General features: G+C 41.4%; 21 protein-coding genes and 1 riboswitch. Of the genes, 11 read left to right on the top strand and 10 right to left on the bottom strand.

Annotated elements, in window-relative coordinates:
* Nucleotides 1-135: 135 nt before the first annotated feature.
* The 5 genes from FTT98_RS05185 to FTT98_RS05165 all read right to left on the bottom strand — a co-directional run bounded on the left by FTT98_RS05185 (nt 136) and on the right by FTT98_RS05165 (nt 4,875).
* Nucleotides 136-891 carry a hypothetical protein gene (locus FTT98_RS05185; protein ID WP_180177089.1) on the bottom strand — a complete coding sequence of 252 codons (756 nt, stop codon included), beginning with the start codon at nt 889-891 and terminating at the stop codon, nt 136-138.
* A 132-nt stretch (nt 892-1,023) separates the two neighbouring features.
* Nucleotides 1,024-1,395 carry an MmcQ/YjbR family DNA-binding protein gene (locus FTT98_RS05180; RefSeq protein WP_218954595.1) on the bottom strand — a complete coding sequence of 124 codons (372 nt, stop codon included), beginning with the start codon at nt 1,393-1,395 and terminating at the stop codon, nt 1,024-1,026.
* 36 nt (nt 1,396-1,431) lie between these two features.
* Nucleotides 1,432-2,037, bottom strand: a complete 606-nt coding sequence (locus FTT98_RS05175; RefSeq protein WP_180177088.1) for a murein L,D-transpeptidase family protein — start codon at nt 2,035-2,037, stop codon at nt 1,432-1,434.
* 111 nt (nt 2,038-2,148) lie between these two features.
* Nucleotides 2,149-3,594 carry a YdiU family protein gene (locus tag FTT98_RS05170; RefSeq protein WP_180177087.1) on the bottom strand — a complete coding sequence of 482 codons (1,446 nt, stop codon included), beginning with the start codon at nt 3,592-3,594 and terminating at the stop codon, nt 2,149-2,151.
* 120 nt (nt 3,595-3,714) lie between these two features.
* A complete protein-coding gene (locus FTT98_RS05165) occupies nt 3,715-4,875 on the bottom strand; it encodes an acyl-CoA desaturase (RefSeq protein ID WP_180109986.1) in 1,161 nt (386 codons plus the stop codon).
* 190 nt (nt 4,876-5,065) lie between these two features.
* On the opposite strand from FTT98_RS05165, the gene FTT98_RS05160 reads away from it, so the two are divergent.
* Complete coding sequence (locus FTT98_RS05160) at nt 5,066-5,599, top strand: META domain-containing protein (RefSeq protein WP_180177086.1); 534 nt, start codon at nt 5,066-5,068, stop codon at nt 5,597-5,599.
* Nucleotides 5,600-5,665: 66 nt separating this feature from the next.
* Here FTT98_RS05160 and FTT98_RS05155 read toward each other — a convergent pair whose 3' ends face one another.
* The 3 genes from FTT98_RS05155 to FTT98_RS05145 form a co-directional block, all read right to left on the bottom strand.
* Nucleotides 5,666-6,379: a glycerophosphodiester phosphodiesterase gene (locus FTT98_RS05155; protein WP_180177085.1), complete on the bottom strand. Its 714-nt coding sequence runs from the start codon at nt 6,377-6,379 to the stop codon at nt 5,666-5,668.
* 185 nt (nt 6,380-6,564) lie between these two features.
* Nucleotides 6,565-7,149, bottom strand: a complete 585-nt coding sequence (locus tag FTT98_RS05150) for a cob(I)yrinic acid a,c-diamide adenosyltransferase (protein WP_180074270.1) — start codon at nt 7,147-7,149, stop codon at nt 6,565-6,567.
* A 117-nt stretch (nt 7,150-7,266) separates the two neighbouring features.
* Nucleotides 7,267-9,144 (bottom strand): TonB-dependent siderophore receptor, encoded by a 1,878-nt coding sequence (locus FTT98_RS05145; protein ID WP_180163254.1) that lies wholly within the window; start codon nt 9,142-9,144, stop codon nt 7,267-7,269.
* Between the two features lie 35 nt (nt 9,145-9,179).
* Nucleotides 9,180-9,400, bottom strand: a riboswitch (cobalamin riboswitch).
* Between the two features lie 146 nt (nt 9,401-9,546).
* Between FTT98_RS05145 and FTT98_RS05140 the strand changes: the two genes are divergently transcribed.
* The 5 genes from FTT98_RS05140 (at nt 9,547) to FTT98_RS05120 (ending at nt 14,010) form a co-directional block, all read left to right on the top strand.
* On the top strand, nt 9,547-10,188 hold the full coding sequence (locus tag FTT98_RS05140; RefSeq protein WP_180177084.1) for a phosphoribosylanthranilate isomerase: 642 nt from the start codon (nt 9,547-9,549) through the stop codon (nt 10,186-10,188).
* Nucleotides 10,172-11,398, top strand: a complete 1,227-nt coding sequence (gene trpB / locus FTT98_RS05135) for a tryptophan synthase subunit beta (RefSeq protein WP_180024528.1) — start codon at nt 10,172-10,174, stop codon at nt 11,396-11,398. Before FTT98_RS05140 ends, trpB begins: the two co-directional genes overlap by 17 nt.
* A 208-nt stretch (nt 11,399-11,606) precedes the next feature.
* Nucleotides 11,607-12,332 (top strand): CPBP family intramembrane glutamic endopeptidase, encoded by a 726-nt coding sequence (locus tag FTT98_RS05130; RefSeq protein WP_180177083.1) that lies wholly within the window; start codon nt 11,607-11,609, stop codon nt 12,330-12,332.
* 21 nt (nt 12,333-12,353) lie between these two features.
* On the top strand, nt 12,354-12,878 hold the full coding sequence (locus FTT98_RS05125; RefSeq protein WP_180177082.1) for a DUF1543 domain-containing protein: 525 nt from the start codon (nt 12,354-12,356) through the stop codon (nt 12,876-12,878).
* 139 nt (nt 12,879-13,017) lie between these two features.
* Nucleotides 13,018-14,010: a DUF2804 domain-containing protein gene (locus tag FTT98_RS05120; RefSeq protein WP_180157566.1), complete on the top strand. Its 993-nt coding sequence runs from the start codon at nt 13,018-13,020 to the stop codon at nt 14,008-14,010.
* A 51-nt stretch (nt 14,011-14,061) separates the two neighbouring features.
* Here FTT98_RS05120 and FTT98_RS05115 read toward each other — a convergent pair whose 3' ends face one another.
* Nucleotides 14,062-14,937, bottom strand: coding sequence for a metal-dependent hydrolase (locus FTT98_RS05115; RefSeq protein WP_180177081.1), 876 nt, complete (start codon nt 14,935-14,937; stop codon nt 14,062-14,064).
* A 145-nt stretch (nt 14,938-15,082) separates the two neighbouring features.
* Between FTT98_RS05115 and FTT98_RS05110 the strand changes: the two genes are divergently transcribed.
* The gene (locus FTT98_RS05110) at nt 15,083-16,111 is read left to right on the top strand and encodes an AraC family transcriptional regulator (RefSeq protein ID WP_180177080.1); all 1,029 of its coding nucleotides are present in this window, start codon (nt 15,083-15,085) and stop codon (nt 16,109-16,111) included.
* 84 nt (nt 16,112-16,195) lie between these two features.
* Here FTT98_RS05110 and FTT98_RS05105 read toward each other — a convergent pair whose 3' ends face one another.
* Nucleotides 16,196-17,530, bottom strand: coding sequence for a Na+/H+ antiporter NhaC family protein (locus FTT98_RS05105; RefSeq protein WP_180177079.1), 1,335 nt, complete (start codon nt 17,528-17,530; stop codon nt 16,196-16,198).
* 363 nt (nt 17,531-17,893) lie between these two features.
* On the opposite strand from FTT98_RS05105, the gene trpA reads away from it, so the two are divergent.
* The 4 genes from trpA to FTT98_RS05085 are packed head-to-tail and all read left to right on the top strand — an operon-like array spanning nt 17,894 to nt 21,880.
* A complete protein-coding gene (gene trpA, locus FTT98_RS05100) occupies nt 17,894-18,697 on the top strand; it encodes a tryptophan synthase subunit alpha (RefSeq protein ID WP_078191221.1) in 804 nt (267 codons plus the stop codon).
* On the top strand, nt 18,694-19,590 hold the full coding sequence (accD, locus tag FTT98_RS05095; protein WP_180040648.1) for an acetyl-CoA carboxylase, carboxyltransferase subunit beta: 897 nt from the start codon (nt 18,694-18,696) through the stop codon (nt 19,588-19,590). The genes trpA and accD overlap by 4 nt, the downstream gene beginning before the upstream one ends.
* Entirely contained in the window at nt 19,587-20,870 is a 1,284-nt protein-coding gene (gene folC / locus FTT98_RS05090; protein WP_180040647.1) for a bifunctional tetrahydrofolate synthase/dihydrofolate synthase, read from the top strand. Before accD ends, folC begins: the two co-directional genes overlap by 4 nt.
* Nucleotides 20,861-21,880 carry an SPOR domain-containing protein gene (locus tag FTT98_RS05085; RefSeq protein ID WP_373683938.1) on the top strand — a complete coding sequence of 340 codons (1,020 nt, stop codon included), beginning with the start codon at nt 20,861-20,863 and terminating at the stop codon, nt 21,878-21,880. The genes folC and FTT98_RS05085 overlap by 10 nt, the downstream gene beginning before the upstream one ends.
* Nucleotides 21,881-21,898: the final 18 nt, after the last annotated feature.

The raw sequence follows: 21,898 nt of genomic DNA, 5'->3' as shown, positions 1-21,898 counted from the left end.
CTAACAAAGTACGAAAATTGAGAGAACATTCATATAAAGACCGCTCTAGCACTGGATTCTAGAGCGGATTGTTGTAAGATATTGATTTATGTTAGATTAAATAAATTATTTCATATAACGTGTATAAAGTTGGTTTTAGATAATTTTTACATTTCTGAATAATATTTCATCAAAATCAAAAAAACCTACTGTAGTGAAATGTTTTAAATATACTGCATCATCCAATCCATTCGATTTAATCCCTATCAGAAGCAATCTTTCGAATACTCTTTTCAGAGCTCCATTCAATATCGGAAGTATATTGATATAGATATGACTCAATGGATAACGCTCTTGTTTAGAATACGCTATTATTTTTGAAAAATTTAATTGTTCATTCAATAATATTAATTGGGCTATTCTATTTTTTTGATTGAGAAAAGTATCAAGATAAGGTGAATTACGTGTGCTATCAAGACGATCTAAAATATCTTCAAGCTTATAGTAATATTGCATCACGTGAGAACCATCATCGATTGGTTTATAAGAGCATAAAAGAAAGCTAGCTCCATAAAATTTTTTATAACCATCATTTAAAGCCATTTGAGCATTCCAACTTTTAAACAAGTTATGATCACGATGATGAATGGCATTACGTAGCAGAATTAACAATGTGCTCTCTGCAAATTCAAAAAAATTAAAATACTTTTTTGATACGTCATACAGGGTATGGAAACTTTCTAAAATTAATTCAAAGCCACGATCATAATTATTAATAGCCTCCTCTTGATCAACATCTGCTAATCTGTGGAAACGCATATGTTCTTCGCCAAATATCCGAAGCGTATTACTTAGTCTTCCGACGGCATGCTCAATTATAAAACGGTCTTTCTCAGCTAATAAGTATTCCATATTCATATTACGCTAATAGAAATAATAGTAATTATATTTAAAAAAATATTTAATATCATAGACTCACTATCTAATTAACATAAAGGCGATTAGACGAAATTCGTAACAATCTGATGGTAAGGGAAGTGTTATCTAAACACTCCTCAGCAATTCAATCCTCTGCCGCTGTCCTTTGTTTAACTTCGATACCACCAATTCATAAGAGTTCAGCACCAAATCTTGCAGAAGTTCTTCTTCTAATTCTTCATCTGTAAAAACAGAAATCCAATGCTGCTTATTCATATGCCAGCCCGCACGAATAAAGGGATAAATATCTCTGAGCATTGAGCCATTGTCTGGCAGCACCTTTAAGTTGATGGCCGCTTTGCCTTCCAAATGAAAACTCAGCATAAAGACCTTCTCCATCACCTTAAACACATCACAGCCTTCACCAAAAGGCTGGCTGCATGTAGTTTCAGGCAGGGCTAAGGCCGTCTTAGCAGCTACAGCGTGTAATGCAATCATAGGGGATAACCTAAAAATAAGCTTGAACGTTAAAGCCTAAGGATGAATATGAACAACGGTATCATTATTTACCAATTGCCAAATTTCATCCATATCAATATTACGCACTGCAATACAGCCCCAAGTCCAATCTTTTTGTGGGAAATACGTCATCAGTTGTGGTGCAGCTTTCATTTGTAAACTGGTCGCCGAACCATGAATCATAATGTCACCACCTGCAGAAACCCCTAGATTTTTAGCCTTCTGTTTATCGGCCGCATTGGGGTAAGAGATATGCAAAGATTTATAAAATGCGCTTTGCGGATTGCGCCAATCTATATGATAAGTTCCTTCTGGCGTCTTGCCATCACCTTCTTGAACTTTATGTCCAAGCGGTTGAAAACCCAGACGCATCGGGTAACGCCGAATGACCTGATCCTGATGTTTTAACTCTAAATAACGCTCAGCTTTATGTACTTGAATACTGTCGATCGGCGTTTCTGTGCGAATTTTTTGAATTTGCAAATCGCTTAATTCAGGTGGAATGGCCAGTGCATTGGCAGGTGTAGGTAGATATTTTTCAAATTTTTGATAGGCAAGGTAGGCCGCCACAATACAGAAGAGGGTAGCGAAACTAAAAATAGTGATACGTTTTCTTGTCATTATTTTTTAGAGGATGGACGGCATTACAGTCCATCCATTTCGGTATTGTGGATAATGTCTAAATTATCCACAATTTTGATTCGAGTGAAATGTGGATTTGTGGATATTTTTTTAAGACGAGCAGCTGACCATCACTTCAGGCACATCACTAGGTAAAGGTCCTAAATCTTCTGTTGTTTCCAGTTCAGGCTGTTTAATAAATGGCTGGCTCAGCAATGTAAACAAACGCTGTACTTCTGAAAAATCATTGCGTTCAGCAAGCTCAATTGCTTTTTGCGCCATATGGTTACGCAAGATATATTGCGGATTGGCCTGTGCCATTTCCGCATCTAAAGCATCGGTGTCCTGATGCTCACGGATACTTTCATATTGTGCCAAGAAACCTTCAAAGGCGCGGCGGTCTAAGCAGTCGTCTTTAATGGCTTCATATTCATGATTTTGCAGACGAATAAAGCTTTGCGAGTAATCCAGTTGCTCACTTTGCAGAATACGCAAAAAGGCCATGGCGCAGTCAAAGCTGTCTTTATGAAAACTTGGCAAACCCATTTTCTGAGCTAAGCCCAATTTATAATGTTCCAAGAAGGTCAGTTCAAAATGCTCTAAGCACTTAGCTAAATCTTCTTTCCACTGTTCTTTGTCATAATCTGAAGGGCAGAGCGGAACGAGATTATTCAGCCATTGCCATAAATTCCAATGCCCGATACTTGGCTGCTGTTGATAGGTATAGCGGCCTTGGTAGTCCGAATGGTTGTTAATCCAATTTGGACGGAAGCGCTCCATAAAGCCATAAGGGCCGAAGTCCAATGTTGAACCGGTAATATTCAGGTTGTCGGTATTCATCACGCCATGCGCAAAGCCAATCAGCTGCCATTTGGCAATCATCACTGCGGTACGCTGAATGACTTGAGTGGCAAAAGCTAAAATAGGTTGTTCGGCATCTAAGCATTCAGGGTAGTGCCACTCAATACATTTTTGCGTGAATTCAGGTAGCAAATCACCCTGATATTGATTGATCCATTCAAAATGCCCCAAACGGATATGGCAGTCAGATGTACGCAGTACCATTGCGCCTAACTCTAATTTTTCACGCTGCACACCTTGCTCGGAGCTGGTAAAACCCACCGCATTGCTGGATGCAACGCCTAAGCTGTTAAGCGCATGTCCTGCCAAATATTCACGAATGGTCGAGCGCAGCACCGCGCGTCCGTCGCCCATGCGTGAATAAGGCGTAGAGCCGGCACCTTTAAGGTGCAGGTCAATGGTTTGCCCATGTTTATCGATGATTTGCGCAATCAATAAGCCGCGTCCATCGCCTAATTGGCCGGCCCATTGACCAAACTGATGACCAGCATAGACCATCGCTAGCGGCTCAAATTCCTCAAATATTTTTTGCCCGCTGCAAATCTCTACCCATTGAGCTTTATCTTCATCCGACCATTGTAACTGTTCAGCCAAAGCAGCATTGAAATGTCCTGCTTTTGAGCCTTTTAAGGGTACAGGCTGCTGATGATGGTACAGGCGAGGTGGCAGGGTGTTATATCGGGCATTGAACAGCATAATGATCTTTAAAAATTAAAATTATGTAGAAACTATAGCAAAGACCAGATAGAAAAACTGTAGCTTAAAATGATAAAGCCTCCACAAGGGAGGCTATATCATTTGAGAAGCTTAAAACAATTAAGCGGTTCTCTTTTTCAAATTACGCATTAATTGATTCAGTGTTTCACGGTGCTGAGATAGGCGTTGTTCAACTTGCTGGAATTCAAGTTTGAGTTTGTCATCCATTTGATGAATTTTTTCAGCAACTGCAGTTTTCTTCGCTTGAATTTCCTGCTCTTTTAATTTCGCCCAGTCATTCAAAGTTTGCGAAAACGCATCATATTCTTGAGAAATACGTTGTTTAGCTGTCGCAATATCATCGGTCATGTTGAGACCATAGATCGCAAGGTCTTGTTCCGCATACTTGAACTTCATAGCCAACTCAGCTTTTTTAATATTAAAGCTAGGAATACGGCGTAAATTTTTAGCAAGACCTAATTTAGAGCAGCTCCAAATTAACCATTTTGTTGGATCGTATTGCCACCATTTCACACCATTACGGTAGTCGTATTGGAAAATGTGGTGATAGTTATGATAACCCTCACCCCAAGTTGCAATAGCTAACCAGAAGTTATCACGCGCGGTATTTTCGTCAGTATATGGACGTTTACCCCACATGTGGCATAGTGAGTTAATAAAGAATGTCACATGATGGCTTAAGATTAGGCGCATTAAACCACCCAATAATAGAACGCCCCACATGTCGCCTACAGCCCAACCGATTGGTACTAAAATCGCTGCATGAACAGCAATTACCAGTGGAATGTAGTATTTATCTTGGAACAAAACGACTTTATCTTTTAACAGATCAGGTGCGTTTTTATAGTTTGGTTCTGCTGCTGGATAATCACGAAGCATCCACCCGATATGGGCATACCAGAAACCACGATTAATCGAGTATGGATCTTGGTCAATATCGTCTACATGACGGTGATGTGTACGGTGACCTGAAGCCCAGAACAAAATACTGTTCTGAACAGCAAAAGTACCCATGAGCATTAAAATGATTTTTAAAGGCAAGGTTGCTTCATAAGCACGGTGTGCCCACAAGCGGTGATAACCCGCAGTAATACCTAAACTGCTGACACCCAGTAAAACAAACATACTGATCCAAGCAGCGGCACTAAAATCATGATTAATGGCATATAACGGAATTGCAATAACTGCGACAATAGGTAAAAACACCAATGCAAAAATAGCAATCCAGTTCATTGGGGCTTTGGGTAGGGGAGCATTCATCTCCAACAGCACTCCTGAAACCTTGGGAGGTATAGATAGGACGAATCCCATTAAATTTTTAAGGGATTTTAAACGTACAGAATAGTAGCACGGGAAAACCCGTTTTCACCACTGTTATTGTACAGTTGTATTGTTCTAAACAGTAACATAATACGACTGAAGTTATTTGACTTTTTGTGGGGTAAAAAAGATGCTAAAAAAACAGCAAAATCGTCAAAATAATCCGCAGCTTTTGGTCAAACACTGTATCTGGGGCGGCTTTCTGATCAGTTGTCTGGGACTCATGGCCTGTCAAAGTTCTCCGACGCAGAAGGTGACTACAAAGTCACAAGGGAAGCCACATGGCAACAGCATTGAGCAGCCATTAAAAGTTATTCGCGTGAATGATGGGATACAAGATATTCCATGGACGATTGTGCAAATTGCTGGGCAAAAAGCCAAGTTCTTTCATCATCAACCTTATTTGCAGTTCAGTTCACAATTTCGCCAAATTCAAGGCAATACGGGATGTAATAACATCAGTGGCACTTATGTGATTGATACCTTAAAACACAGCATTGATTTGAATGCGCGAGCAGGCTATTTCAGTTGTGATTCGGCTTTGGCTCAAGAGGCTGAACTTTCAGATGCCTTGCAAGCCGCAACACAATTCCAAATAAAAGGGAAACACATGACGATGCAAAACAGTCGGGGTCAAACCGTGTTGGTTTTAGAACGAAAATAGGCCAGTTGAAAAAGCCACGTGTTGATCGAAGACTGAATTACATAAAACTAGGGGAATAAAGCAGCATTAAAAATGCTGCATCATCATTTTAGGATAGTCGGTAATTAAGCCGTTAATGCCCCAATCTTTAAGCTGTTTAGCACGATCAACGTCGTTGACAGTCCACACGCTCACATTTAATTTTGCCTGCTGCGTGGCCTGAATAATGTCTGAATTGGCGAGTTGGTTCATCCAACCGATTTGGATACAACCTAATTCAAGTGCTTGTTCAATCGCTTTAAATTTTACGTCTGTTTCAACCAAAAGCCCGCGTTTGAAGCCGGATTTTTTTTGTTGCAAAGCAAGATGAATTTTAGGGTCAAAACTGGTGATCACCGCGGAATGTTCGAAACCTTGGAGCTGTTGTTCCAAGGTTTCAGTCAGCGCTTCAGCTTCAGTCTGTGTCTTCACTGCTTTCACTTCGACTTCAATATGATCGAAGTTATGAATAATTTTGAGCGTTTGTTCGAGCAGTGGCGTCGGCTCAACTTTATTCCATTCTGACCAAGTCACAGCATGGTTATAGGGTTCTAACTCTTGTGAACTACATTCATATAGATGTTTATCTTGACCTGTCGTTCGCATAAATTGGTCATCATGCATGATCACTAGGGCACGATCTTTAAGTTGCCGAACGTCAAATTCGACAGCACGAATCCCTAAGTCTTGAATATATTGAAAACCACCAAGGGTGTTTTCAGGTGCTTCGCCACGAGCGCCACGGTGTCCGATTATGCGCATAAAGGGCCTGCAAAATTGAAAGATAAAAACATAGTGTCCTGTAAGCATGACAGGGAGATGACACTATTATTTTGAGCCGATCATTTTGAATTACAAGAATGATCGGACGAAATGTTTCGATTTATTTCAATGTAAAATAGACTTTTAATTGGTCAAAGGATTTGAGCAATTTTTGAATCCAAAACTTATTGATCAATCGTGTCGTTAATATTTTTCTGCCACAGCACTTCAGAGCCACCTTCAGCACGTTGTAATGTACGCGATGCGACAAATAACCAGTCTGAAAGGCGGTTCAAAAGCTGCAATGACGGTGCTTGAATGTTCTGGTCGCGGTTATGTACAGCCATTAAACGGCGTTCTGCACGTCGGCAAATTGCACGAGCTTGATGGGCAAAGCTGCACACCAACGTTCCTGATGGCAGGATAAAGTCTTTGAGCATTGGCAGCGCTTCATTCATACGGTCAATGTCATTTTCCAAAAACTCAATTGACACAGGTTGTACCAAGTTGAAGTTTGGAATGCAGACTTCACCGCCAAGGTCGAATAACCAATGCTGAATCAGGCTGAGGGATTTATCCCAAGTCGCTTTGTCTTCAATACTGCTAAGTGCGATGTGCGAACGCAGAATACCAATGCTTGAATTGAGTTCATCGACATCTCCTAAGGCTTCAATACGTAAATCATCTTTGGCTACGCGTGATCCGTCGCCAAGACCTGTCGTACCTGAATCGCCTGTGCGGGTGTAAATTTTGCTTAAACGGTGGCCCATGTCTTGTCCTTAAAATGATGAAAATTTCGGGTCGGTCATAAAAAAGGATAATGCCATAGTCATGACATTATCCTCAAAGTTTTCTGCTTTCTATTGATGAAACTGATTAACTAAAAATCAGTATTTAAATGTCACACCTGCAGAAGCTAAACGACCACCATTCACATAGTAGTAACCACCACCATACGATGCAGTTTTGTATTTCACATCACCGACATTTTCAATATTGGTAAAGACTTTTACGTTTGGATTCACGTTCCAATATGCATTGAAATCTACAGTCACGTAGCCAGGATTTTCACGTTGGTAATCTTGTGCATGTGATTTAGACGATAAAGCACCGCTGATTCCATAAATTTCGTTTTGAAGTCCTGCGGTTAATGTAAAGCTTTGACGAGGACGACGATTTAACTCTTTGCCTGTTTTTTCATTTTCAGCTTTCACGTAGTTATAGGCTGCTTTTGCAAACCATTGGTCTTGTTGCCAAGCCAAATAGCTTTCACCACCTTGGAATTTAGCTTCTTTTACATTGCCAAATTTATTTTTATTCGCTGCATTGTAGTCAATTAAATCATCAACTTCTGTGCGATATAAAGATAAACCAGTACTTAAGCCATAAGCTAATTTTTGATCTACACCAATTTCATAAGATATGCTTTCTTCAGGTTTTAAATCAGCATTACCATAAGAACTATACAATTCATTGAGTGTTGGCGATCTAAATGCCGTACCAATATTGGCATAAACACTGGTTAATGGCAGGATTTTGTAACGAACAGCAGCTTGACCTACTGTATGTGTTCCATATTTTTCGTTGTCTTCAACACGTAAGCCAACTTGGGTATCTAAGCCATTATTTTTATACTGATGTTGAATATAATAACCTTGTGAATCCACGTCCCCTTTGTAAGGAGCTGTAAAGGAAATCACATCGCCTTTAATAGTTTGGTAGGTTGTGCCTAACAAGATATTTTGATGTGGGGTGAATTGCCATTTACCATACAATTCAGCTTCTTGAGTTTTACTATGAATAAAATCGTATGACCCATCATAGTTCACATCATTTTGATCAATATCATCTTTAAATTGTGATAAACGTGCATTCACAGAAATATCAGAGGTGATATTGACACGACCTTTAACATTCACGATTTCATTTTTAAAATCTTGAGAAAGATTTTTTAAGCCTGAACAGTTATAGTTCGCATCATAAGCACTACAGTCGATATAACCTGTAGAGCCTTTATTTTGTTGATAATCTACAGAAAGCGCATAGTCTTCTTTTTCCACACCAACTTTGGCACTAAAACCTTTTTGATCATAATCAGCAGTTTTAACTTTGCTATTTTTCCAGTCAGTGACTTGTGTGCCGTCAGTTTCTAAACGTTGACCACGAATTTGAGCATAGAAACCATCTTCTGCAACATCTGCTCCAGCGATGGTTTTGTAGGTGCCATTTTCACCCATCTCGCCAGTCACAAAAGCACTGGTTTTTTCAGGTGTTTTTGAAACAAGTTGAATCACACCACCAATCGCATCTGTACCATAAAGCACAGAAGCAGGTCCTTTGAGGACTTCAATTTGTTTAATATCAGTGGTATCGATAAATGCTAAAGATGGCGCACCTGTTGTCGCTGTATTTAAACGAACACCATCACGTAACACTAAAGTTTGGTTTGAGTTTGTACCACGTAAGAAAATAGATGAAACTTGACCATAACCACCACTTTGAACCATGTTAATCGCGGCATCACTCATCAATAAGTGTGGTAGTTCCGCAATTGGTGATTGCTCAACAATTTTAGGTTCGATAATTGAAATACGTGCAGGGACATCATTAATATTTTCTTCACTGCGTGAAGCGGTAACGACGATGGTATCTAAAGTTGTGGAAGCTTTATTTTCAACTGCGTCAGCAGCCACAGTATTTGTTGAAAAACCCATTGCAATAGCGATTGCGCCCACTAATGCTGTAGGCTGAAAAAGAGTAGACATACTTTGCTCCATACATTCACCCCACGTGAATGATTGAGTTGAAGAACGCAGCAAGCAGGTATCCGGACTTAAATATAAATATTGATTAAAACAATATTGGCATATCCACCTTCCCGTAACAATGCAGTGGTGTAAACTCCTTCATGAATTGAAGGTGTTTATAAAGATATGAGGTTCATTTTACCGTTGCGGGGGCAGTGCTGGATTCTCACCAGCTTCCCTAAGCCTAAGCTCAACTTGCAGCAAGTTGAGCGCAGTATAAAGTTTGTATGAGTCTTAAACAACGGATGTAAATAAATATTCAGGATGAACTTTACGCAAGGTCTAAAAATTGCATTACAATGATTCGCCTTCATATTCATAGATAGGCTATGAATAGGGCGGAGTTAGAGCCACAATAATATGCGAACCCGTGCCAAAATTTGCGGAATCACACGTATTGATGATATCCAGTCCGTTGTTCATGCAGGGGCTGATGCCATTGGATTTGTATTTTTTCCACCAAGTCCGCGCAGTGTAACGGCAGTGCAGGCCGCTGAACTGATTCAGCATGTGCCGCCGTATGTGCAGACCGTGGGTTTATTCGTGAATGCATCGGCTGCAGACATACAGGATATTTTAAAAATTTCACCTGTAGACATCCTGCAGTTTCATGGCGATGAAAGCCCTGAACAGTGCCAAACAATTGCGCAGTCCGTTGGTCGCCGCTGGTATAAAGCCATTCAGGTTAAGCCAGATTTGGACGTGATTAGCGAGATTCAAGCCTTTCAAGAAGCAGGGGCAAGCGCCGTACTGTTAGATGCATGGCATCCTGAGCTGAAAGGAGGTACAGGGCATAGCTTTGACTGGGCACAGTTCCCAAAACTCGATATTCCTTTAATTTTGGCGGGCGGTTTAAAGCCCGAAAATATTGAAGAAGCGATTCAAATCACTGGTGCTTACGCCGTAGATGTGAGTGGTGGTGTAGAATCGGCAAAAGGTATTAAAGACCAACAACTCATAGAACGCTTTATGCAAGGAGTCCATCGTGGATCAGCAAAATAAGATTGACTATACCCAATTCCCTGACGCACAAGGGCATTTCGGTATTCATGGCGGGCGTTTTGTGTCAGAAACTCTAATGGCAGCACTTAAGGACTTAGAAAAACTCTATTTCCGCATGAAAGATGATGCTCAGTTTTTGGCAGAATTCGACCGTGACTTGGCGTATTACGTCGGTCGTCCTAGTCCTTTGTATTATGCTGAGCGATGGTCGAAAGAGTTGGGTGGTGCGCAAATTTATTTAAAACGTGAAGACCTGAACCATACAGGTTCACATAAAGTGAATAACACGATTGGTCAGGCTTTGCTGGCTAAACTTTCAGGTAAAAAACGTATTATTGCGGAAACAGGCGCAGGTCAGCACGGCGTAGCAACGGCAACGATTGCAGCGCGTTTAGGCCTTGAATGTGTGGTGTTTATGGGTGCAGAAGACGTAAAACGTCAAGCCATGAACGTATACCGTATGCGTTTGCTTGGCGCAACGGTCGTACCTGTGGAAAGCGGTTCAAAAACATTGAAAGATGCCATGAACGAAGCGATGCGTGACTGGGTAACCAATGTTGATTCAACTTATTACGTGATTGGTACAGTTGCAGGTCCACATCCATATCCGCAATTGGTACGTGATTTCCAATCGATCATTGGCCGTGAAGCGCGTAAACAGATTCAAGAGCAAGCAGGCCGTCTGCCAGATGCTCTTGTTGCATGTGTGGGTGGCGGTTCAAATGCGATGGGCTTGTTCTATCCATTTTTAAATGATGAAGATGTGAAAATGTACGGTGTTGAAGCGGCAGGCTACGGCATTGAAACGGGCAAACACTCTGCACCATTGAATGCAGGTCATGTCGGTGTGCTTCATGGCAACCGTACTTATTTAATGTCGGATGATCAAGGTCAAATCATTGAAACACATTCAATCTCTGCAGGCCTGGACTACCCAGGTGTAGGCCCTGAGCATAGCTTCCTCAAAGATATGCATCGTGTGAACTATGTGCCAATCAATGATACTGAAGCGCTGCAAGGTTTCCGTGATTTAACCCAAATTGAAGGTATTATCCCTGCGTTAGAAAGCTCACATGCCATGGCTTATGTGACGAAACTTGCACCGACGATGGACAAAGACCAAATCATTATTGCGACAGTTTCAGGCCGTGGTGATAAAGACTTAATGACCGTTGCCCGCATTGATGGTGTGGAAATGGTTGAGATGTAAATTCCTTTAAGCCCTCTCCTTTAAGGAGAGGGTTTGGGAGAGGTTATATATTCTGAAATATCAAATCGCGCAGAAGCAATTCCGCGCGATTTTTTTTTGGCTGAAAATTTTATTGAGGCAAATCACTACAAAAACAGATGCAGAATAAAACTGTGAAATAAATCACAATACTGTGCAAATTTTATGACTTTAGAAAGACTTTATAACAATGACATTTACCCAGTTGGTTCGTGCTGAATCCTTTCCCACCCATATTTATTGGCAATGGCGTGATACTTTTGCGCTGTGCATTCTTCCGTTGATCTTGCTCAACAGTTATATCCTAGACCAGTTTTTTGGTGTTTCGGCTCAGGTTGCTTTGGGTGATTCGATCTTTCGCGGTATTTTATTTATTGCCGTATGTTGGCTCTATAAAACGATGCTGTATACACACTGGCAAAAGTATAAACAGGCTTTTTGGCGTTCAAGCCTGTTGGTGGTTGTTGGTGCAGTCGCTTTACAAGTGGTGATTTCTTTTACACGCAGTCTTTTGCCAGTGGGTGAGAGCATTGAAAAAGAATCGACCATTGATCCCAATACGATTGCCTTTTTTAGTTTGCTGATCATCAGTCTTGGGCCATTATTTACCGCTTTGCTCGAAGATATTATTTTCCGCTATACCTTGCTACAAAAGCTATTTGTACAGCCGTGGCCGTGGCGAGTGATCTTGGTCTTGCTGAACTCAATCTTATTTGGCTTGATTCATTATCATAATTTTGATGGTGATTTGATTGCGACCATCAGTTTTATGGCGGCAGGCCTATTTCTCAACCTGATCTATTTGTGGACGCGTAACATTTGGCATGTCTTACTCATTCATTTCGTTAACAATGCGGTACTATCTTTAGGCGGCGTGATTTTGTTGAAATTACTTCAGCCCTATGTGGGCAGTTGAAGTCAAAAATAGGGGGAGATTGTGTCCAGTTTATTTATGGTGATGCTCGGCGGACGCCATCCAAGAGCAAATATCGAAGTGCATGATGTCATTCTTGCAGTGGGTAACGCATTAGAAGAGGTTTATCCACAACTGAGAACGGCATGGTTTGGTGAGCAAAAAGGCTTACATATTGATGCTTGGGCACAGGTACATACAGTCAGCACTGAAAATCGGCATTATCGTATCCAATTTTGTGATGCCGCGGCCCGAGCTGAAGATGAAAAATTATGGCTGATTAATCTCGGGGGATATGATGCTCGCGAATTTGGTGAATTACATCGTTATGTTTTGGTGACAGGACAAAATGCCAGCGTTGCAAAACAACGGGGCAAAGCTTTTTTTGAGTCACATTGGCAAAAACAACATACCGACCGAACCCTAGATGTTGATGATTGTATTGCGATTGATCATGTCTATGGGCGCTATATCGAATTGGTTGAAACCCCGCATAGCCAGCAAAATTCATGGAAAAATGATTACATCTTAATAAATGAACATTTGTGATGATTAAGAGCTGAAATGTCAGCTTTTATATTTTTTTGTGATATTCGCCTGAAATCAGATGGATTGTCTTTTCAGGCGTTAAATAATAGGCATAATAACATTCAGGATTTAGACCTTAAACCTCAATGGAATGGCGTATATGGATTTAATACGGCCGAATGGACAGCCGCATTATGGGCGTTTTAGTGAACTTCCCAATCGTATCGATTTAAGTAAGTATGAATATAAGACACCGTATGGAAAACGACTTGAAGGTTGGCGTAAGCGTTTAAAATATAAAAAATTTAAATTTTGTTGTATTCAGCATGAACATTATACGATTGGTCTAGCAATTGCCGATATCGCGTGGGCGGGGCACGGTTTTGTCTATGTGTATGATCATATTACGAATGAAGTGTTGGAATGGAATTCGATTAATTTCCTGTCACGTAATACCGTTTTAGATGAACAACCTTTATTTAATCAAAGTCATTTTATTAAGTCAGGGATTCAACTGGATATTCAGCATGCCAATGGTGTGCGATACATTCAAATGTCAAAACATGGCGAACTCAAATTGAGCGCTCGAGTGTTTTGTGCGGGGACTGATCCGCTGAGTATGTGTAGCCCCACAGGGATTAATGGTTGGACCTATACTCAAAAATTGACGACGTTAGGGTGTGAAGGTTTTTTTATCAATAAGCAAGGCAAGACCATTCAATTCCATGACCGGACATTGGTGTCTTTAGATGATACCTGTGGTTTTCTTCGTCCTGAAACCGCATGGTTTTGGTTATCGTGTAACTTTTGGGACAGTCAAAATCGACGCGTTGGGATCAATCTTGCCTCTGGTGTAAATGAAAGCTTTGGCAATGAAAATTGTCTGTGGGTCAATGGACATTTGTATCCCATGTCTGATGTGCTGTTTCAGCAACAAGGCGATAATCAATGGAATATTAGTTCTTTAGACAACAGCTTAAATTTGATCGTCACCACAGGTTGGCGGCGCTATGAAAACCTGAATTTAAGATTGGTCGGTAGTCAGTTCAGTCAATGGCAGGCAAAAATTAGCGGTACAATTCAACGTGATGGCGAAGAAATAGTATTCTTAAATGAATATGGTTTACTTGAGCAGCACTATGCCAAATGGTAAGTCTAAGCCTATAAAAAAGCCGCAATCGATGCGGCTTTTTTTATTCAATTTTTATTTTGCAGCTTGCCAAAACACTTCTGCAGCTTGAATTGGATCATTGGTTTCTTCATAAGTTTTTAACCAAAGATCATAATTTTGCACAATGGGATGCTGACTCGGATGGAAGTCTTTTTTAAACCAATCTCGATATGGCTTGCTCATTCGGGTGAGGGTGCCATTTTTACCAAAGAACCACGGTAAGCCTTTCATATTTAATTTTAAACGTTCAGTGAAACTGAAGCCGTCATGTTTCAGCATCACATTGGCACGGTATAAGGTAAAGCCGAGCATCAATCCACTGGTCCAGACCAAAGTAAATTTCTTTAGATTTTCATTGACCTTAGCGACATCTTTCATCACATCAAAAGCCACATCGCGATGTTCCATTTCTTCTATCGCATGCCAAATAAATAATGCACGGACATAAGGATGCGCAGATTCTAAGACGGACTTTTGGCTACAAAAGGTTTCAGCCATCAGCGCAGTCAAGTGCTCGGCTGAAGCCGTCATGGCAATGTTGTATTCAGGTGAGCGTTTGCTCAGTTCAAATTTAAAAATTTTATTCAGACGTTTAATGAACGCATCGACAGGCATGCCTTGTTGTTTCATCAACATATTCATTTTGTCATGCGCCATACCATGCTGCGCTTCTTGACGAATAAAGTCAGCGACACGTTGCTGTAAATCAGGGTCTTGAATTTGACTGCGGAACAGACGAACAGATTCAATGAAATAGCGCTCGCCATCAGGAAAGGTCAGGCTCAAGGCATCAAACATACGTGTTAAAAAAGGGTCTCCGCCAAACCAATAGCGCGGGATTTCTTCTAACTTAAAATTTAGCTTTGTGCGAACAATGGGTTCGACTTGATATTTGACGATAGCATTCATGATATTTTTTCTGTGCGAGTCGTATTGATTGCAGTATGTCGGAGAAATTGCACTTTGTTTTGACAGATATTGCCAATTTTTATACATTTTACGCCATGATGAAAATATAAAATGTCAGAATTGGCAGGTCAGAAAGAGGGGCGAGATGGCTGAAATTCAGATCCCAAATGGTTACTTCCAACTATGGAATATGGTCTTAATTGAGCGTGAATTAAACTATACACAGCTCGAATGGATTGCGCCATATGCTGCGCAAATTCAGCATGTGCTGTCTTTGCCGATCGACTCTCAATCGCCGAATTCTTTTTTTAATACCATCATGCAACTGACTCAGCAGCATCTGGATTGCCCGCAATTGGTTTTTGAAATGGCCAAGTATATTCGTGCGGAGCATTTTGGGGTGTTAGGCTATATGGCGACACTGAGTAATAGTGTTGCAGATGCTTTGCAATATGTGATGCGATTTAGTCGTTTGGTGATTGATGGCGCGCAAATTGTGCCGATGAATATGAGCCATCAAGATCATCAAATTATACTGTCTTGGCCTCAGCATGATGATGGGTATGCGTTGGTCAATGAATTGACCATGGCCTGTATGGCACATTTGGCCAAGCAAATTTTTCCAGATTCTTTAAAGTTACTCCGCATTCATTTTGCCCATGCGCCGCGGATGGCACGTTATCACTATGAAAAGTTTTATGGCTGCCAAATGGAATTTTCGACCCTTAAATATTCATTTGTGATTCATGCCGATAGTTTGGATTTAAAGTCAGAACTTGCTGATCCGTCACTGATGCAATTGTTATTACGTCAAGCCGAAGAGGCGATCGCTGCTCGTTCGCAACATTCAGATCCAATTCTACAGATGCAACAATGCATCGCAGATTATCTCAAATTACAACAGCAAGCCCCTAAAATAGAGTGGTTAGCAGAAGAGTTACATCTGTCAGTGAGAACCCTGCAACGACAGCTACAGGAGAAAGACACCTCGTTTAAACGACTTTTGGAGATTGAACGGATGAAACGCTGTGAATATTTACTTTCACAACAAACCCATTTGACGGATATCGCGTTGCAGTTAGGATATTCAGATCAGTCTGCTTTGGCACGTGCTTTTAAGGCATATAGCGGAGAGACATTATTAGCGCGAAAAAAAGCCTTGAGATTAGAATAAAACTTGCAGATTGCTCGTTAAGAAAAGCCTTTCAAACAACATTAAAAAAAGCGGTCAAACGACCGCTTTTCTTTTAAGCCAAGCTTATGCCGCAGCTTTTAATCTTGGATAACGAAGTAAAATGGCCAGGATGGCAAAGATTGCCAAGACCCAACAGTAATACACACTACCAATCAGTTCTACAGGCGAAAGTTTTGCGATCGAACAAGCCAGTAACAGCTGTGCACCATAAGGAATGAGACCTTGGACTACGCAAGAGAAAATGTCCAAGAGCGCAGCAGTACGTTTAGGGTCTACACCATATTCTTTCGCGACTTCACGTGCCATGTCACCAGATAAAATAATTGCGACAGTGTTGTTTGCCACAAATAGGTTGGAGAAAATCACCAAGAAACTGATACCAATTTCACCTGCGCGTTCAGCACCAACTTTAAAGTAGCGTGTCATGCTGTAAATGCGTTGAATTAGCCATTCTAAACCGCCTTCTTTTTGCATAATGGCAGAAATACCACCCAAGAAAATAGAAAGCAGGGCAACTTCAAACATGCCGGTAAAGCCGTCATAAATAGAATTATTTAAGCTTAAGAAATTAAATTCAGGTTGAATCACCAAACCAATCAAGCCAGACAGTAAGACACCAATGGTCAGTACAGCAAGCACGTGCAAACGTGAAAAGGCCAAAATAAATACGGCTAAATACGGCAAGATCAGCCACGCATTATAGGCTTTGTGTTCAATCGCTTGTGAGCCTTGACTCATGAATAAATAAATACAAATGCTGACGATCGATGCAGGAACAGCAATCCAGACATTGACCTTAAATTTATCGCGAAGCTGAACTTTTTGACTGTTCGTTGCAGCAATAGTGGTATCTGAAATCATCGACAGATTATCACCAAACATAGCACCACCGACCACAGCACCAATGGCATACACCGCTTCAATTTCGGTGACTTGAGCAAAACCAAAGGCAATTGGTGCACAGGCTGCAATAGTGCCCATGGAGGTTCCCATCGCTGTGGCAATAAAGGCCGCAATAATAAACAGCATGGGCAGCACGAACTCAGGCGCAATCATCGATAGTCCCAACTGCACTGTTGCATCGACACTACCGATGGCACTGCTGACACTGGCAAAAGCACCAGCGAGCATAAAGACCATGAACATTAAGATCAAATTCGGGTGGCTAGCACCTTTCATAAAGGTATCAATCGCGTCATTGATCTTGCCGCGATAGAGCAAAATTGCCAATACAATTGCAGGAAGAGCAGCGACTGGGGCTTTCACTTGATAGAACGCAAACTCAGTTCCAATGATGGAATGGTAAATACCACTGCCCAAAAAAATGGTCAGAAAAACAATAAGCGGGAGCAGTGCAAATGCCCGAGCAGGCACTTTCACTTGTGAATCGGAGGACATAGGAGATAAAAAAATAAAAGTATGCGGCTAGTATAAAGCAGGTTTTGCAATTTAAGGAAAATTAAAATGTAAATGCTAAGCCTGTTATTTTTAACATTTTTTTGATGATAAAATTAAGTTAATCTAAAACCTTATAATTTTGCCAGATCCTAAAATTAGGCATCTTTGATCATTGTGAAAAAAACTGAAATATCGGTAAATGATGCTTTCGGGTTGTTCTGGAAAATTATGTTTGCATGAGAAATGCCGACGGAGGATTGTATACCCTGTTCAATGGGTAAAAAATAGCGTTACAATGCGATGTCTTGTATTTCGACAAAACCCACATCATAGTTTTGATTCATTCAAGGAAAGTATAACCCTATGTCACGTTTAGCCACTCGATTTGGAACGCTTAAATCTCAACAGCGTAAGGCCTTGGTTTCTTATGTTATGGCTGGTGACCCTCATCCACAAGTAACGGTACCTTTGTTACATCAAATGGTTGAGGCAGGTGTAGATGTGATCGAATTGGGTCTTCCATTTTCAGACCCAATGGCGGATGGTCCTGTTATTGCACTTGCCGCTGAGCGTGCGCTTGCTGCAGGAACCAATACTCTAGATGCCTTGAACATGGTGAAAGAGTTCCGTAAAAACGATACAGAAACACCAGTAGTACTGATGGGCTATTTAAACCCTGTTGAAGTAATCGGCTATGAAAAGTTTGTTGCCTATGCACATGAATGCGGTGTAGATGGCGTGCTCTTGGTGGACCTTCCACCAGAAGAAGCAAAAGATCTAGATGCAGTATTGAAAAAATACGACATGGATCAAATCTTCTTACTTGCGCCAACATCCACTGACGAACGTATTCAGCATGTGGTGAAACAAGCTAGTGGATTTATCTACTATGTTTCTTTGAAAGGTGTGACAGGTGCAGCGACTTTAGACGTTGCTGAAGCTGCGGCACGTATTCAAAAAATCAAATCGTATACTCAGGTACCTGTCGGCGTTGGCTTTGGTATCAGTGATGCAGCATCGGCGAAAGCCATGGGTGTTGCTGCGGATGCGGTGATTGTAGGTAGTGCTTTTGTTAAACAATTTGCAAACTTAGCGCCAGAACAAGCTGTAATCGAAACAGTGAATAAAGTGAAGGAGCTTCGAGCTGCGCTCGATGAGTTAGTATGAGTCAAGACGCAAAAACAGGCAAAATTCTGAGTGCATCTACGCCATGGACAGAGCGTGCGGTACCAGGTATTCATGTACCTGATGAACAGCAAGCATTAAAGGCGACATTTACTGAGCCGACGATTGAATGTCCTGAGTGTCATGCACTTGTGACTCGTACTGCAATGTCATTTAATGCCTACGTTTGTCCGCAGTGTGATGAACACTTGCGAATGAAAGCGCGTGATCGTTTGAACTGGTTCTTTGACCAAGTACAAAAAGAATTGGGTCAAGAATTTAAAGCCAAAGATCCACTTAAATTTGTAGATAGCAAAGCGTATCCAGACCGTATGTCTGAAGCGCAGAAAAAAACCGGTGAAACAGAAGCTTTAGTGGTGATGCAAGGAACGCTGAAAGGCATTCCAATGATTGCGACCGCTTTCGAATTTGATTTCATGGGCGGTTCAATGGGCACTGTGGTTGGTGACCGTTTTGTTCAAGCGGCTGAACTTGCAATTAAATTCAAACAACCACTTATTTGCTTCGCTGCCTCTGGTGGTGCGCGTATGCAAGAAGGCATGTTGTCACTCATGCAAATGGCGCGTACTTCTGCTGCCATCCAAAAAATGAAAGATGCAGGCTTGCCTTATCTAGTGGTATTGACACATCCAGTTTACGGCGGTGTAACGGCATCTCTTGCAATGTTAGGTGATGTGCATTTGGCTGAACCAAAAGCAATGATTGGTTTCGCAGGTAAACGCGTTATTGAGCAAACTGTGCGTGAAAAATTGGAAGAACCGTTCCAACGTGCAGAATACTTGCTTGATCATGGTGTAGTCGATCAAATTGTCCACCGTCATGCATTACGTGATACAGTTTATCGTATTGTAGCGAAATTGATGAACTTGCCTTGAACACAGCACCATTTGCATCTGATTCTTTAAGTACATGGCTCGATTATTGGAGCCATGTTCATGTTACGGGTATTGATTTGGGTCTGGAACGGGTGATTCCTGTTGCGGAACGACTCGGTGTAACCCAGCCTGATGCGAAAGTGCTGACGGTCGCGGGAACAAACGGTAAAGGTTCAACCACGACCACTTTGGCTGCGATTTTAAATGCCCAAGGGTATAACGTGGGGCTATACCAATCACCGCATATCTATCGATTCAATGAACGTGTAAAGCTTCAAGGTGTTGAAGTGGCCGACCAAATCCTGATTGATGCTTTTGTAGCCGTTGATCAGGCGCGTCGTGAATGTGAATTAAGTTTATCTTTTTTTGAAGCGACCACTTTGGCCGCTTTTGTTATTTTTAAACAGCAACATTGCGATGTATGGGTACTTGAAGTAGGCCTAGGTGGTCGACTTGATGTGGTCAATGTTGTCGATCCAGATGTTGCAGTGATTACCAATATTGGTTTAGACCATACCGATTGGTTGGGCGACACCATTGAAAAAATTGCTTTTGAGAAAGCAGGGATTATTCGTCCGAATATTCCCGTAATTTTTGGTGGGCAGCAAGTTTTGCCTGAAGCCATTCGTCAAAAAGCAGAAGATTGCCAAGCCGCTTTACATGTACTCAATCGTGATTATTTTTATCAGTACAGTGATGACGGACAATCTTGGATGTTTGCCTCATCAGGTTCAACCTTAAAACTCCCCGTGGGTTCTTTGGCACTCGAAAATATCTCTACGGCTGTAGCAGCAATATTGGCCAGTGGTTTGGTGGTCTCTCAGCAGTCGATCGCTCAGGGGATTATCAATGCCAAGTTACAAGGTCGTTTTGAAGTTAGAGAAATTGCAGGAAAAACGGTGATTTTCGATGCGGGACATAACCCGCATGGTGTTGAATTTTTGTTAAAGCAATTGCGAAATTTCCTCCAGTACAATAAACAATACACAGAAGTGATCAGCGTTTTCTCCATGCTGACTGATAAAGACATAAATTCTGTCGTTAACTTATTGAAAGATACGGTAAGAATGTGGAAAATTGCACAATTAAATGTGCCACGTGCGGCATCTATCACACAATTGGATAGCGCACTGCAGCATCAAGTCGTAGAACATTATGACAATGTGCAATTAGCTTTTAAGTCCGCGCTGGAAGAAACAAAGAATAATCAGCTGATTCTGGTATGTGGTTCATTTCATACCTTAGAAGCGGTATGGGAGTATCTGGAAGAATGTCAATGAATAACAAACAACGCTGGATGGGTGGTGTTGTTTTATTAGGTGGTGGTGTACTGCTGGCTGCACTTTTACTTAAAGGCAAAGAAGAAATACATCAAAATCAAAGCCAAACCCCTGAAATGGCTCAAGTTGAGCAACAAGGTCAGGGTGCGGGTAAAATGTCATCATTGACTGTTGATGTTGAAACTGAAAAGCGTTTGCTCGAAGAACAACGACGTACCCGTGAAAAATCGGTTGCGGAGCAAGAAGCACGTGCAGCAGAATTTTTAGCGATGCAACAACAAGCGGAAGCGGATGCAGCACGTAAAGCAGCAGAAGAATATGCAGCTTTAAACGCACATCGTTCAGCTCAACAAAGTTCGGATAATATTCCGCCCGAATTGGTTGAAGATGAAAAAGCCAAGCAAAAGCGTTTAGCTGAGGATAAGTTGGCGGCTCAAAAAAAGTTAGAGACTCAGTCGGCGCAGCAAAAGGCTGATCAGGCACGTATCGCAGCAGATAAACAAAAAGCCGAAGCAAAACGTAAAGCGGATGCTCAAAAAGAAGCTGAACGTAAAGCACATGCTGAAGCTGAGAAAAAAGCAGCAGATAAGAAAGCAGCCGAAGCGAAGCAACAAGCTGAAGAAAAGCGTAAAGCCGAAGAAAAACACAAGGCAGAAGAAAAGCGTAAAGCCGAAGAAAAACACAAGGCAGAAGAAAAGCGTAAAGCCGAAGCCAAGAAAAAAGCTGAAGCTGAAAAAGCACGTGATCTGTTGGAAAATGGCGATAAGCAATGGATGGTACAAGTTGCTCTAGCTGCCAATGAAGCCAATGCAGATGCCGTCGCTGCAAAATTACGTGCAAAAGGCTATAAAGTGACGAAGAGTCCTACATCTAAAGGCATTCGTATTATGGTTGGCCCTTCGAAGGACCGTGATGCTGCGGACGCAACACGTAAAAAGATCAATTCAGATGCAAGTTTGAATATGAAATCGGCTTGGGTGATTGATTGGGTACCTCTCGATAAACGCTAAGTTTATTTGAGAAATGAC

It is taken from the genome of Acinetobacter sp. YH12039 (assembly GCF_013420015.1).
GTDB lineage: Bacteria > Pseudomonadota > Gammaproteobacteria > Pseudomonadales > Moraxellaceae > Acinetobacter > Acinetobacter amyesii.
This window is presented reverse-complemented; position numbering and strand designations above follow the sequence as displayed.

Excerpts from the sequence above, each read along its gene's own strand:
- FTT98_RS05160 (WP_180177086.1), top strand. The coding sequence starts at position 5,066 with ATGCTAAAAAAACAGCAAAATCGTCAAAATAATCCGCAGCTTTTGGTC.
- FTT98_RS05120 (WP_180157566.1), top strand. The coding sequence starts at position 13,018 with ATGGATTTAATACGGCCGAATGGACAGCCGCATTATGGGCGTTTTAGT.
- FTT98_RS05165 (WP_180109986.1), bottom strand. The coding sequence starts at position 4,875 with ATGAATGCTCCCCTACCCAAAGCCCCAATGAACTGGATTGCTATTTTT.
- FTT98_RS05105 (WP_180177079.1), bottom strand. The coding sequence starts at position 17,530 with ATGTCCTCCGATTCACAAGTGAAAGTGCCTGCTCGGGCATTTGCACTG.
- FTT98_RS05130 (WP_180177083.1), top strand. The coding sequence starts at position 11,607 with ATGACATTTACCCAGTTGGTTCGTGCTGAATCCTTTCCCACCCATATT.
- FTT98_RS05110 (WP_180177080.1), top strand. The coding sequence starts at position 15,083 with ATGGCTGAAATTCAGATCCCAAATGGTTACTTCCAACTATGGAATATG.
- FTT98_RS05175 (WP_180177088.1), bottom strand. The coding sequence starts at position 2,037 with ATGACAAGAAAACGTATCACTATTTTTAGTTTCGCTACCCTCTTCTGT.
- FTT98_RS05115 (WP_180177081.1), bottom strand. The coding sequence starts at position 14,937 with ATGAATGCTATCGTCAAATATCAAGTCGAACCCATTGTTCGCACAAAG.
- FTT98_RS05155 (WP_180177085.1), bottom strand. The coding sequence starts at position 6,379 with ATGCGCATAATCGGACACCGTGGCGCTCGTGGCGAAGCACCTGAAAAC.
- accD (WP_180040648.1), top strand. The coding sequence starts at position 18,694 with ATGAGTCAAGACGCAAAAACAGGCAAAATTCTGAGTGCATCTACGCCA.
- FTT98_RS05170 (WP_180177087.1), bottom strand. The coding sequence starts at position 3,594 with ATGCTGTTCAATGCCCGATATAACACCCTGCCACCTCGCCTGTACCAT.
- FTT98_RS05140 (WP_180177084.1), top strand. The coding sequence starts at position 9,547 with ATGCGAACCCGTGCCAAAATTTGCGGAATCACACGTATTGATGATATC.
- trpA (WP_078191221.1), top strand. The coding sequence starts at position 17,894 with ATGTCACGTTTAGCCACTCGATTTGGAACGCTTAAATCTCAACAGCGT.
- FTT98_RS05145 (WP_180163254.1), bottom strand. The coding sequence starts at position 9,144 with ATGTCTACTCTTTTTCAGCCTACAGCATTAGTGGGCGCAATCGCTATT.
- FTT98_RS05150 (WP_180074270.1), bottom strand. The coding sequence starts at position 7,149 with ATGGGCCACCGTTTAAGCAAAATTTACACCCGCACAGGCGATTCAGGT.
- FTT98_RS05085 (WP_373683938.1), top strand. The coding sequence starts at position 20,861 with ATGTCAATGAATAACAAACAACGCTGGATGGGTGGTGTTGTTTTATTA.
- FTT98_RS05180 (WP_218954595.1), bottom strand. The coding sequence starts at position 1,395 with ATGATTGCATTACACGCTGTAGCTGCTAAGACGGCCTTAGCCCTGCCT.
- FTT98_RS05185 (WP_180177089.1), bottom strand. The coding sequence starts at position 891 with ATGGAATACTTATTAGCTGAGAAAGACCGTTTTATAATTGAGCATGCC.